Here is a 13,878-nt window from a genome sequence, read left to right on the forward strand (position 1 = left end):
TTCTAATGATTTTTAAGAAATTATTCACCAAACCGCAAATCAATGAAAAATGTACCAATTAAAAGTTGTTGGGGGGCTTATCTCCCTACTAGTAAAGCCATTGTAAGCTTAAATGTATTAATTGCATTATTAATGATATCTAGTTTCGGGTACGGTAACAGTTTTGTCTCGAAAGCATTTCACCCCGCTAGCCCCAAACCAAGAGCTGAAATTACCGGTACGGTCGTAGATGTAAATGGTGAACCGATCCCCGGGGTTACGGTTTCTGTACCCGGCACTGGCAGTGGTACTGCTACTGATTTGGATGGGAAGTATAGGATTAATGTAGATGAAGGGGCAACATTGGTTTTTTCATTTATTGGATTTGTCTCACAAAGAATTCAAGTTTCTGACCAAAGCATGATTAATATAACACTACTTGAAGATACATCGGCCCTCGATGAAGTGGTGGTTGTAGGGTATGGCACCCAAAAGAGAGAAAATTTGACAGGTGCCGTTTCCTCTGTGAATTTTGATGAAGAACTACAAAATAGGCCTTTAACCAATGCATCTCAAGCATTGAGTGGTCAAGTACCAGGCGTTTGGATCAGTCAGAATTCAGGAAAACCCGGAAGTGATGGTGCTCAGATCAGGGTTAGAGGATGGGGAACATTAAATAATTCAAACCCACTTATTCTTGTAGACGGTGTGGAGGCATCAATAAACGAGATTAACCCAAATGATATTGAAAGCATGACAGTGCTAAAAGATGCGGCAAGTTCGGCTATTTATGGTTCAAGAGCAGCCAATGGTGTTGTCTTGATTACCCTTAAATCAGGAAAATTTGGTGAAAGGACTAGTATTAATATTGGAAGTTATGTAGGACAGCAAAGCCTTGGGAGAAGGTACAATATTATTGAGAATAGTGTGGAGTACATGGGCATGTGGAATCAAGCTTTGGCAAATCAAGGCGGAAGCCCCTTGTTTCCAGAAACAGTGATCAATGATTTTAGAAACAATAATGATCCTTATGTATATCCAAACACTAATTTTTTTGAAGAGGTTTTTAGGAATGCACCCATTACAGAACACAATATTTCGGTAAATGGAGGTTCTGAGCAAACCAAATTCTATGTATCAATGAACTATTTAGATCAGGATGGGATCATGCTCAATTCTAAATCAAACCGATATGGGTTGACTGTAAATTTGGAAACTAAGCTTAAAGATTGGCTTACGATAGGAGGAAGGCTTAATGGCATCAAAAAAGCCTCTGAAGAACCATTTAATTTGGGTCGGATGATGTATATTTTTTCTAATGGAGGTTACCCTTTTACAGCTCCCTATACTGAAGATGGAAGATTTGGATCAGTGCAAGCGATTAATAGTGATGGTAATACAATTGTCGGAAATAGAAACCCTTTGATAGAAACGGCCAACGGTTTATCCGTTACAGAGAATAATTTTTTCAAAATGAACGTGTTTGCTAATATAGATTTTACTGACTATCTGAGTTTAAAAACCAACTTAACTTCTCAATATAACAGTAATTTGGTAGATAGACATAATGACTTAGTTTACGGATATACTCATACCGGAGTGGAAGGCAAAAACCTGGATTACCTTACTATTTTAGAAGCCAGTAGAAGTAATGTGCAGAGTAACTATAATACCTTGTATTCCACTTTAAATTTCAACAAAACATTTAATGAAAAACATAATGTTTCTGCGATTGCAGGTATTCAAATTGAAAGTACTGTTATAAAAAATGTATATGGCAGAAGGTCTAGTCCCCCTAAGGAGGGTTTAATTCAAATAGATGCCGGTACTGCAGGGTTCCAAGCGAATGGAAATATGAGTGAGCTTAAAATGATGTCTTACTTCGGACGTGTGAATTATGCTTTATCAGACAAATACTTATTTGAAATGAACCTCAGGGCAGATGGTAGTTCAAGGTTTAAAGAAGACTATCGTTGGGGTGTTTTCCCTGCATTTTCAGCCGGTTGGAGATTGGGAGAGGAAGAGTTTATGAAAAGTCAAAATTTGATATCAGACCTGAAAGTTCGAGCCTCTTGGGGTAAATTAGGCAATCAAAATATAAATTCTTATTGGCCATATTTGGCTGTAGTCAACCAAACAAACGGACTAAGTTATAACTTTTCAGGAAGCTTTGCGCCCGGCGCAGGCATTACGGCTCTTGTTGATGAAAGCATCGGATGGGAAACTTCGGTAACTACTGATTTGGGATTAGAATTTGGTTTATTAAACAATCAGATTTTTGTTGAAGCAGACTATTTTAGAAAAACCACCAACGACATCATTGTACAATTACCTATTCCCGCCATTTTGGGGGGGGTAAGTGCGCCATTTGAAAATGTAGGGGAGATGACCAACAATGGTTTTGAATTCAATATAAATTATTCGAAGTTGGCTACAGACAGGGACGAACTGGGGTATAACCTTGGAGTGAATATGACTTATATAGTCAATCAGGTAACCAAGTTTAGAGAAAATTCACCCGACCAATTGTATCTAATTCGTGAGGGATTTTCTTATCGGGAGCTTTATGGATACAAAGCCATAGGTATCTATCAATCGGATCAGGAAGCTTCCGAACATATGAATGCAAATGGCTATATTCCTCAAGCTGGTGAATTGAAATATGAAGATGTTAACAATGACGGCCGTTTGGGTTTTGAGGACAAAATGGCTTTGGGGAACACCATCCCTAAGTATACTTTTGGGCTTACACCCAGTTTAAATTTTAAAGGTTTTGATTTGAGCGTTTTGGTTATGGGTATCGCGGGGGCTAGTGTTTATACACAAAATGCCTGGACCCAACCATTGGGTATTTCAGGAGGAACCATCACAGAAAAATGGAGAGATGCCTGGACTCCAGACAATCCAAGTACGACCGTACCGAGAATATCAATAAGTGATACCTGGAGAAGTGAAGCATCTTCCTATTGGGTGAGTGATATTTCTTTTATAAAACTCAGAAATGTTCAATTGGGTTATACTTTTCCTGCCTCCATCACCGAGAGACTTGGTGTCCAAAAACTTTACCTTTATGGTAATGCACAAAATTTGGGTTCCATAGTGTCCAAAGACTATGAGGGATTTGATCCGGAAAGAAACACATTTAATTCAGGAGATAATTATTATCCCCTTCCTAGAATCCTTTCTCTTGGTGTTAATATTAATCTGTAAACCTTATGAAAACGATGAAAATATTTAAAATTAATTTCGTATTAGTGGCGATGCTCCTTGGTACCGCCTGTGGAGATGATTTTCTGGAAGTGTATCCAACCGACAGGATTACAACGGTTTCTTTTTGGCAAAATGAAAGTGATGTTAAATTGGCTTTGAATGGAATTTATAGTGTGCTTAAACACCGGGGGGTATATGGTTCAGGACCAACTTTTGACGCCATCACCCCTTACGCTTATCAATGGGCTCACTGGAATGGTATGGAAAAGCAAATTGGAAACGGATCCATTACTGCCAGTACTTCAGGAGGTTTGTTAAATGAGCGGTGGACCATGTGTTACCGTATAATAAATTTCTCAAACGACTTTATATCCAATATAGAAAATGTGGAACTTGCTGCTGATGTGAAAGCTACTTACTTAGGAGAAGTACGTTTTATCAGAGGACTTGCCTATGCCTTATTGGCAGAAACTTATGGTGGTGTACCTATTATTTTGACAAAATTAAGCACGGAAGAAATAACTTCATTAAGTAGAAATACATTAGAAGAAACCTGGGCTCAGGCTATTTCGGATTATGATTTTGCAGTACAAAATTTAGCCCCTGTCAGTTATGAGTTAGGAAGGGCTACCAAAGGTGCCGCATTAGGGATGAAAATGAGAGCATACCTATACCAAAACAAATACGCCGAAGTTTTGCAGGTTATAGAACAAATAGATGCGCTTGAAATGTATGATCTCTTTCCAAGCTATGAAGGCTTGTTCAAGTTGGATAATGAAAACAATGAAGAGGTACTTTTTGATATACAATACATTGCTGGGGAGCAAGGACAAGGTAATTTCTTTGCTTGGTTGGCGCTTCCGGGTGGTGTTGCGGCAGCAGGTGCCAGTGATCCAGCTCCTACTCAACATATTATTGACGAATATGAAATGATTGATGGATCTGCAGTGGATCCAAATAATGAATTTGAGGGCAGAGATCCCAGATTAGATTTTTCTATTCTTAGACCAGGCGCCACCTTTGAAGGTAAATTGTACCCCTCTGAAGTACCTAATCACACCGGACAGAGAGTGGGTTTTGGGTTGCGTAAAAATGTAGGTGAGGGGATAGCTTTACTTACTCCGAGGGTATCTCCTTTAAATTTTATAGTTTTGAGATATGCCGATGTCCTGTTGGCTAAAGCCGAAGCCCTAATTGAAACCAATCAAAATATTCCTGAAGCAATAAGTATTATCAATCGAATAAGAACTGAACGGACAGATGTTAAAATAACCTCATTGTCCACTGGACTTTCTCAAGAAGAAGCAAGAGAAAAACTAAGGCATGAAAAGGTAGTTGAATTTTTTGGTGAAGGCATTTTGTGGGCGGATATAAAGCGGTGGAAGATAGGTCAAGATATTTATCCGGTGGATATTAAAGCCGCAGATGGAGGGTTGATAGAAGTTAAGTTTCCGAATGGTTATGAAGACCGGCATAACCTATTGCCGATCCCGGACAATGAAATTGCTTTCAATAATAATTTAGAACAAAACCCTGGCTGGTAATTGCTTATTTAAAAAAATGTTAATCGTAAAATAGTAAATTAAAACTGGCTCACTTGAATTTTGTCATGACCAAAGAGTATTTGGATTGTCCTTACAAATACAAATATTTCAGGTCATGACATTTTCATTAATTTTTATAAAGGCAATTCGTATATTGTAATGTAAAATTTTGTGAATGGCGTATAAGATGAACAAAGGCCTTATATTAAAAATTGCTTTTTTTGTGACGATTGCCCTGGTAATTATTTGGGTGGTCTCATTCAATAAATCCATTGAATTTCCTAAAGAAGTCGAGGCCAAATTACCTGAAAAGGTAAATTTTAACTTGCATATTAAACCTATTTTATCTGACCGATGCTTTGCTTGTCATGGTCCTGATGTGAACAAAAGAGAAGCTAATTTGAGGTTGGATGTGGAGTCTGAAGCCTTGGCTTTGATTGGGGAAAATAAAGATCATTATGCGATCGTACCGGGAAATCCTTTGAGAAGTGCTGTTTATGAGCGTATGGTTACTGAAGAGACAGATCTTAGAATGCCTCCCATTGATTCAAATTTGAAACTTTCCCAGACTGAAATAGCACTTATTACCCGATGGATCGAGCAAGGAGCAGAATATCAACCCCATTGGTCTTTTACACCACCTAAACAACAAATGGTCCCTGCTTTAAATGATTCAGGGCTTATTTGGGCCAATAACGATATAGATCATTTTGTTTACGATAAAATGATTTCAAAAGGGTTTAAGCCTACAGAAAGAGCAAGTAAAGAAACTCTTATCCGAAGACTTTCTTTTGATCTTACCGGGCTACCACCTTCTTTACAGGAAGTTGATGAATTTTTAAATGACACGTCTTCCGAAGCTTACCTTACTTATGTGGATCAATTATTAAATTCCCCGCAATATGGAGAGAGAATGGCTACTAAATGGCTTGATCTGGCGAGGTATGCCGACTCCAATGGATATCAAGATGATGGCATGAGAAATATGTGGCCATGGAGAGATTGGGTAATTAAGGCATTTAACGAAAATTTGCCTTATGATGATTTTATACTTTGGCAATTGGCCGGAGATTTATTGCCTAATCCAACTTATGATCAAATTTTGGCAACAGGTTTTAATCGAAACCATCCGCAAAGCCAAGAAGGCGGGATTATTCCGGAAGAATACCGTGTTGAGTATGTAGCAGATCGTACCAATACGCTAGGCAAAGCTTTTCTAGGATTATCTACAGAGTGTGCAAGATGCCACGACCATAAATACGACCCTATTTCTCAAAAAGAATATTTTCAATTTTATGCTTTTTTTAACAATGTAAATGAAACAGGGCAAGTACCCTATGTAGGAGATCCAAGTCCGACATTGATCCTTAAGGAAGATGAGGAAGTGGAGAAAAAGATTGCTTATTTAAAAGAAAAAATTGAGGAAGAGGAAAAAAGGTTAAAAATATATACCAAGGATGATTTGGCTTCTTTTGAAAGCTGGCAAAACAATCTTTCAAAGACCAAAGCTCCATTAAGGGTTCCAAGGGGAGAAATTGCATACTATCCTCTAGATAAGCCTGTCAATAATAAATTCTATAATCTCATTGATAAAGCCAAACCTGCTGATATGGTAGTCATTCAAAAGGATAAGGAATTAATATCGGTGAAAGGAAAGATTGGAAAAGGAATAAAACTGGTTGGGGATAGTTATGTGGATTTAGGTGCAGATATAGCTTATTTCGAACGGAGTGATCCTTTTTCTATAAGTATATGGTACAAGGCCCTTAAAGATAGTTTGAATGGGCCCATTTTTTCCAAAACCGGTGGCTTCGCAAATGGGTTTAGAGGATATGAATTATTAATTAGAGAAGATGGAAGTCTAGCAGGATTAATGAGCCATACATGGCCGGCAAATGCCATAGAAGTCCATACTGAAGAGGCAATACCTGTGGGTGAATGGGTACATTTAGTCATGTCCTATGACGGATCAAGCAAAGCCTCCGGCTTAAAGCTCTATATGGATGGCAAACCAATGAAAACAAAAGTAATAACCGATCATTTAAAGCAAAGCATTTTGGCTTATGGTAAGGAAAAAAGGAGTATTGGTAGCCCCGGTAATTTGCAAATTGGAAAAAGGGGGACAAATTTTGCTGAAACCCTAGACCATTCTATTGTGGATGAACTTAGGTTGTTTGATCGTAATCTAACAGAAATTGAAGCCCAGTTGTTAGCAGGGGTGCTTAATCCTTTGCTCGAGAATAAAAATAAAGGAAACATTGCCGCTCTCAAAGATTATTATTTTGCAGTGGTAAACGAGCCATATGGCATGCAAAATAAAGTTTTGCATCAATTGCGCATAGAGGAGAATGAATTGGTAAGTTCCAAGGGAGAAGTGATGGTTATGCGAGAAAGAAGGGAGAAGAGGGCCACCCACATCTTGGACAGAGGGGTTTATGATGCTCCCACTGAACAGGTATTTCCGGGTACTCCTGATGTCATCTTAAAATTCTCTGACACATTGCCAAAGAATAGATTGGGATTAGCCAAATGGCTTTTAGATAAAAAAAACCCTTTGACTGCGAGGGTAATAGTAAACCAATATTGGGAAATGATATTTGGTAGAGGGATTGTGGCCACACCAGATGATTTTGGTAATCAGGGGGAGTTTCCTTCACATCCTGAACTGTTGGATTACCTTGCAATCAAATTTATAGCATCAGACTGGAATCTAAAAGAATTGATAAAATTGTTGGTAAGCTCTGCGACCTACCAACAATCCTCCGTTGTAAATGTAAATGGTAGAATTAAAGATCCGGACAATATCTGGTTATCAAGAGCCAATGCTTCTCGACTTCCAGCGGAAATGGTTAGGGACCAAGCTTTGGCTTCAAGTGGATTACTGGTTAGAAAAATTGGAGGGGAAAGTGTTAAACCTTATCAACCTAAAGGACTCTGGCGAGAGTTAACCACTAATTATGCGAATGAATACGTTCAGGATACCGGAGAAAAATTATATAGACGTAGCCTGTACACCATTTGGAAACGAAGTTCACCACCACCCGCAATGATCAATTTTGATGCTTCGGATAAATACATGTGTATTATAAAACGACAAAATACAAATACTCCCTTACAGGCACTGGTATTGATGAATGATCCTCAGTATATAGAAGCCTCAAGGGTGTTGGCTGAAAAGATGTTGACCCATGGTGGAGAAAAAACAATTGATCAGTTGAAATTTGGTTTTAAAGCAATTACAAGTAGAAATCCCGAAAAAGCAGAGTTGGAGATTATAAAAGAACTGTATCTAAGTGAATTGGAAGGATTTGAAAAAGCACCGCAAGACGCAGATAGTTTGCTACAAGTAGGTGAATATAAGAATGATAAGACATTGTCAAAAGAGAAATTGGCTGCACTAACTTTGGTCAATTCTACTTTATTGAACTATGATGAAGCCATCTATAAACGATAATAGGAATTTTAGGAGGAACATTTTAGCCAAATTATTTAAGGATTTTGATTGGAAAAAATAGATAATGAGTTTGTTACATAACCCGAATATGGATCGTCGTCAGTTTTTATCGAAAACCAGCTTGGGGCTGGGAAGTATGGCTTTGTCTTCTTTACTGGGGCCAGGTAACCTTTTCGCTAGAAACCCTCTGGGCTTAAATAATATTCCTCTTGTACCTAAGGCTAAACGAGTGATTTATCTTTTTCAAAGTGGCGGACCATCTCAAATGGAGTTATTTGATTATAAACCTTTGCTTAATGAACGTTTTGGCCAAGAATTACCGGAATCAATTAGGGCTGGCCAAAGATTGACAGGTATGACCTCAAGTCAAAATTCATTTCCTTTAGCAGGTTCTGTTTTTGATTTTGCTCAATATGGTCAAAGTGGAGCTTGGGTAAGTGAATTAATGCCTCATACTGCTAAGATTGTAGATGAATTGTGCTTTGTGAAATCCATGCACACCGAGGCTATCAATCATGATCCTGCCATCACTTTCTTTCAAACCGGTTCGCAATTAAGCGGAAGGCCTTCCATGGGTTCTTGGATAAGTTATGGTTTAGGCAGTGACAATAAAAACTTACCGGAATTTTGTGTTTTACTTTCCAGAGGTAAAAATGGTGGTCAACCCTTATATGCCAAGTTGTGGGGAAGTGGTTTTTTACCATCTTTACATCAAGGGGTGCAATTTAGATCCGGAAAAGATCCGGTATTATACCTGAATAACCCCAATGGGTTAAAAAATCATAGCCGGAGAAGAATGCTAGATGCACTGAAGGAACTTCATGAAATTAAATATGATGAGGTAATGGATCCGGAAATCAATTCTAGGATTTCACAATATGAAATGGCCTATAGAATGCAGTCTTCGGTTCCAGAAACAATGGATATTTCAAATGAGCCGGATTATATATATGATATGTATGGCCCTGATTCTAGAAAGCCGGGCACTTTTGCAGCAAATTGCCTATTAGCAAGGAGATTGGCTGAAAAGGATGTGAAATTCATTCAACTTTACCACCAAGGATGGGATCAACATGGGAATCTACCACGTGATATTCAGCTCATGAGTAAAAGTGTGGATCAGGCAGGGGCTGCTTTGGTAATGGATTTAAAACAAAGAGGTTTATTGGAAGATACGCTTGTGGTTTGGGGCGGAGAATTTGGACGTACCAATTATTCCCAAGGCAAATTGACAAAAGACAATTATGGTAGAGATCATCATCCAAGGTGTTTTACGATGTGGATGGCCGGTGGAGGTGTGAAAAAAGGTTATACCCACGGAGAAACCTGCGAATTTGGCTACAATATAGTACAAGACCCTGTTCATGTTCACGATTTTCAAGCCACCATGCTTCACCTTATGGGAGTGGACCATGAAAAGTTAATATTTAAACATCAAGGTAGAAGGTTTAGACTTACGGATGTAAGTGGACGGGTGGTTCATGAGATCATCAGTTAGCATCTAGATTTAAAATTGAACCAAATCACCAAAACAAATAACCAACCCAAGAAATGACAAACTTAGAAAGAAGGTCTTTTATCAAAGGCGCTGCAGCAGTATCTGCAATCACAATTTTAAAACCAAGCACCGTGTTTGGCAGCAAAGCTAACTCTGCTATTCAACTTGGAATTATCGGTTGTGGAAATAGAGGTACATCTGTTATCTCATCCATGTCTAAGCATACCAATGTTAATATAATGGCTATGGCAGACCTATTTAATGATAAACTTAAGGCCGGGAAAGAAAAATATGATGAATTAAACCAAGCAAATGGCTTTGGGAAAATTGACTCAAAAAATATTTATCAGGGTTCTCAAGCCTATATGGAGTTGTTAAATAATTCTGAAGTAGAAGCAGTATTGATAGCTTCTCCAGCCTACACTCATCCTGAATTTGTGGAGGCAGCTGTAGCAGCAGGGGTGCATATTTATTGTGAGAAACCGGTGGCAATAGATGTTCAAGGGGTAAAGCGTATAGAAAAGGCAGGACAGTCTATCAATGGAAAGCTTAGCATGGTGGTGGGTTTTCAAATTCGTCATGCTACCGCTTATCAGGAAATGGTAAAAAGAGTTCAAGAAGGAGCTATTGGAGATTTGGTCACCGCTCAATTGTATTATTTAGCTTCGGGCCTTCCAATCCATCCAATTGAAAATATGTCAAAAACTGAAGCAAAGATTCGAAATCAATTTCATTTCAGGTCTTTGTCCGGGGGGATTCTTTTAGACCAGGGAATTCACATGCTTGATGTTTGCAGTTGGACACTCCAAAGAAAACCATTATTGGCTATGGGATCCGGTGGAAGAGATCATAATAACGCTTTTGGGGATGCATGGAACAATTACCAAATAATATATAAATACCCCAATGACATCAAGGTGAGTTTTCATTCTACTCAATTAGGGCCCAATTTTGGAGATGTTTGCGCCCGCTTCTTGGGTACCAAAGGAACGGCCACCGCTCATTACAGTGGTGGTGTATTTATTGACGGTGAAAATGCTTGGGATTCCGGGATCCTTAGGCATAAAGGGGCAAGCGAAGATAGAGAGCAGCAAGCCGCAGGAGTATTTACTTCAGCCTTGCATGATTCCAATGAAAACAAAGTCAAAAGCTTTATTGGTAGTATTCAATCCGGAAAATACTTGAACGAGGCAAACTCAGGTGCTACTTCTACCTATACTGCAATTTTGGGTAGAATGGCCGCTGAAAGAGGGGAACAAGTTCTTTGGGATGCGATGCTTAATTCTAATGAAAGTATAAATCCAAATTTGAATTTAGCCCAGTTTGATTGAATTAACTTTCAATCTACTACTACCTTAAGGAATAGGGCCGTAATCATATGTTTATATGGTTCCTATATTAATAGAATCAATGTTACTCATGATTTGAAGCCAATACTTTTGTGATTACGGAGTGTTTAGGTAGGTTAGGCCTTTCATGAAAAAACTTTGATACCATTTTTCCTTAAATGGGGTAACTTGATTAAAAAATAAATAAGGTTTAGCTTTCACACATCGGCTTTTGTCCAAAAAAAACTAATTTTGGTAAAAGGGTAATAGTTAAAATTCCATTTTAGTCAAAATGGTAAGTATCGTGGAAGCAGATAAAAGAAACCAGTGTTTTTACTGATAAAGCATCAATTAGTTAATAATTAAGGCAAATTAATATATATGGAGAAATTTAACTCAAGTAAAGTATGTTGGGGAGTGATTGGAGCAGGAAGTGTTTGTGAGAAAAAAAGTGCCCCAGCAATGAATAAAATACCTGATTCATCAGTGGTGGCTGTGATGCGTAGAAATGCAGAAAAGGCAAAGGATTACGCTAAAAGGCATGGGGTTCCAAAATGGTATGCGGATGCGGATGAATTAATCAATGATCCGGAGGTAAATGCAATTTATATTGCCACCCCACCCAATTCACATCTGGAATTAACAAAAAAAGCTGTTGAAGCCGGGAAACCGGTTTATGTGGAAAAGCCAATGGCTAGAAATCATGCTGAGTGTTTAGAAATGATAAAAGTTTGTGAGGATGCAGGCCTGCCGCTGTATGTAGCTTATTATCGAAGGACTCTTCCCAATTTTTTAAAAGTTAAAAGTTTACTAGAAGAGGGGGCCATTGGAGATCCAAGGTATGTAAATATCGTCATTAACCAATCCAAACATCCTGATGTAATCAGGGATGAATCCAATTGGAGAATAGACCCTGAAGTAGCCGGTGGGGGATATTTTTATGATTTAGGCTCCCATCAATTGGATTATTTAGACTTCCTTTTTGGTCCGATGAAGGAGGTGAATGGTGTGGCAGCGAACCAATCAGGAGATTATCCGGCTGAAGATATTGTTTTAGGAAATTTCACTTTTGAAAGTGGTGTGCTGGGCTGCGGTAATTGGTGTTTTACTACCGGTGAAACTTCTCAAAAAGATGAAATTGTCATCGTTGGGAACAAAGGAGAAATAAGATTTCCTTGTTTTTGGGGGACTTCGGTCACACTAAAAAAAGATGGCATGCCGGATGAAGTTTTTGAATTTGAAATGCCTGAAAATATCCAGTTTTATCTGATTCAGTCCATTGTTAACGAGTTGCTTGAAAAGGGGGGAGACTGTCCAAGTACGGGAGTTTCTGCTGCCAGAACCAACTGGGCGATGGAACAAATGACTAAAAATTTTAAATGATTAAATACTTTAGAAATGTCTAAACAAAAACCATTGAAGTTTGGAATTATAGGAACAGGAGCAATTGCAGGAATGCATGCAGCAGCCCTCAATGCTAGTGAAGAAAGCGAACTGATTGCTGTATTGAGTTCCACTGAAGAAAGAGCAAAGTTGGCTGAAGAAAAGTTTAATGTTCCCGCCTACTTTGAAATAGATAAATTTTTGAATAATAGTGATTTGGATGTGGTTTGTATTTGCACCCATAGTGGAAATCATTTAGAGCCTGCAATGGCTGCTGCAAAAGCAGGTAAACATGTACTATTGGAGAAACCCATTGAGGTCAGCATAGAACGCGCTGATTTACTGATTAGAGCTTGTGAAGAGAGTGGAGTAAAATTAGGCGTAATCTTCCAAAACAGGCTAAAACCGGGCTACCTTAAGTTAAAGGAAGCTGTAAAGTCAGGTAAGATTGGGAGATTGCTAATGGGTACTGCTGCTATAAATTGGTACAGAGATCCATCCTATTATAGTTCAAGTGATTGGAAAGGTACCATAGAGGGAGATGGTGGTGCAGCCCTTATCAACCAAGGAGTACACACCATTGATTTGCTATTGGATATTATGGGAGATGCTGAAGCTGTTTATGGACAGGTAAGAACCATGGTTCATAAAATTGAAGGTGAAGATCTTGCTTCTGCAATAGTGAATTTTAAAAGTGGTGCTTTAGGAACAATTACCGGTGGGACTTCACTTTTCCCGGGAAATCCTGAAAGACTAGAAATCTATGGAGAAAAAGGTAATATAATATTAGAAGGAGGTAAAATAATTGCTTGGAATATTAAAGGTGAAGAAGATCACATGATTCCCGGTTCTGATATTGGAGGATCTGGCGCATCAGATCCTATGGCCATAGATTTCAAACTACACCAAGTTCAAATTGAAGACTTTGTAGAGGCAATAAGAAATGACACTGACCCTGTAGTAACAGGACATGATGCCAAAAGATCGCTGGCGTTAATTTTAGGAGTGTATGCATCTTCTACTGAAAACAAAAAAATTAATTTATAAACATCATTAAATTTAGAAATAAACTTTGATGGTGGATAATTTCTCCTACCGGAGAGTAGAACTAGGATCTCTTCAAGCAGAATAGTCTATAGACGAATATATTCTGTTTGAAGAGATTATTTTTTTTAGGCATAGAGATTACTCTTGTTAAAGCTGGTGTTTTTTGTAGTGGGAGGTTAAATTCCATATAAAGGTATGTTTTATTTTGAGTGATGAATATACCTTATAATCAAGTGATTATAACTCTTATTATCTGATAGGCTTTTTTTTAATGCCATTAGGTTATGATTGTTTTAATACATCAGAGGTCTTAACTATTTCATAGGATACCTCAATTTTATTGATAAAATAATTCTTTCGATTTCTCACATAAACTTAGTTTTTAGAATAGGTTTAATATAATTTGGTTATTTTTAGATAGTAGCGAAGATGTAG

At 38.1% G+C, this 13,878-nt stretch carries 7 protein-coding genes; all 7 read left to right on the top strand.

Annotated elements, in window-relative coordinates; all coding sequences use genetic code 11:
• The first annotated feature begins 42 nt into the window (after positions 1-42).
• The 7 genes from ACYVHJ_RS22885 to ACYVHJ_RS22915 all read left to right on the top strand — a co-directional run bounded on the left by ACYVHJ_RS22885 (position 43) and on the right by ACYVHJ_RS22915 (position 13,443).
• Complete coding sequence (locus tag ACYVHJ_RS22885; protein ID WP_460519770.1) at positions 43-3,189, top strand: SusC/RagA family TonB-linked outer membrane protein; 3,147 nt, start codon at positions 43-45, stop codon at positions 3,187-3,189.
• 5 nt (positions 3,190-3,194) lie between these two features.
• Positions 3,195-4,733, top strand: coding sequence for a RagB/SusD family nutrient uptake outer membrane protein (locus tag ACYVHJ_RS22890; protein WP_460519773.1), 1,539 nt, complete (start codon positions 3,195-3,197; stop codon positions 4,731-4,733).
• Positions 4,734-4,908: 175 nt separating this feature from the next.
• A complete protein-coding gene (locus ACYVHJ_RS22895) occupies positions 4,909-8,187 on the top strand; it encodes a DUF1553 domain-containing protein (protein ID WP_460519776.1) in 3,279 nt (1,092 codons plus the stop codon).
• A gap of 64 nt (positions 8,188-8,251) precedes the next feature.
• Entirely contained in the window at positions 8,252-9,685 is a 1,434-nt protein-coding gene (locus ACYVHJ_RS22900; RefSeq protein WP_460519779.1) for a DUF1501 domain-containing protein, read from the top strand.
• 53 nt (positions 9,686-9,738) lie between these two features.
• Positions 9,739-11,016, top strand: coding sequence for a Gfo/Idh/MocA family protein (locus tag ACYVHJ_RS22905; protein ID WP_460519782.1), 1,278 nt, complete (start codon positions 9,739-9,741; stop codon positions 11,014-11,016).
• Between the two features lie 378 nt (positions 11,017-11,394).
• Entirely contained in the window at positions 11,395-12,396 is a 1,002-nt protein-coding gene (locus tag ACYVHJ_RS22910) for a Gfo/Idh/MocA family protein (protein ID WP_460519785.1), read from the top strand.
• A gap of 15 nt (positions 12,397-12,411) precedes the next feature.
• Positions 12,412-13,443 carry a Gfo/Idh/MocA family protein gene (locus ACYVHJ_RS22915; protein ID WP_339902706.1) on the top strand — a complete coding sequence of 344 codons (1,032 nt, stop codon included), beginning with the start codon at positions 12,412-12,414 and terminating at the stop codon, positions 13,441-13,443.
• The last annotated feature ends 435 nt before the right edge of the window (positions 13,444-13,878 follow it).

Source organism: Cyclobacterium sediminis, from assembly GCF_054781075.1.

What these genes read in the sequence shown, in the direction of transcription:
- ACYVHJ_RS22885 (WP_460519770.1), top strand. Translation starts at nt 43, where the DNA reads ATGAAAAATGTACCAATTAAAAGTTGTTGGGGGGCTTATCTCCCTACT.
- ACYVHJ_RS22890 (WP_460519773.1), top strand. Translation starts at nt 3,195, where the DNA reads ATGAAAACGATGAAAATATTTAAAATTAATTTCGTATTAGTGGCGATG.
- ACYVHJ_RS22895 (WP_460519776.1), top strand. Translation starts at nt 4,909, where the DNA reads ATGGCGTATAAGATGAACAAAGGCCTTATATTAAAAATTGCTTTTTTT.
- ACYVHJ_RS22900 (WP_460519779.1), top strand. Translation starts at nt 8,252, where the DNA reads ATGAGTTTGTTACATAACCCGAATATGGATCGTCGTCAGTTTTTATCG.
- ACYVHJ_RS22905 (WP_460519782.1), top strand. Translation starts at nt 9,739, where the DNA reads ATGACAAACTTAGAAAGAAGGTCTTTTATCAAAGGCGCTGCAGCAGTA.
- ACYVHJ_RS22910 (WP_460519785.1), top strand. Translation starts at nt 11,395, where the DNA reads ATGGAGAAATTTAACTCAAGTAAAGTATGTTGGGGAGTGATTGGAGCA.
- ACYVHJ_RS22915 (WP_339902706.1), top strand. Translation starts at nt 12,412, where the DNA reads ATGTCTAAACAAAAACCATTGAAGTTTGGAATTATAGGAACAGGAGCA.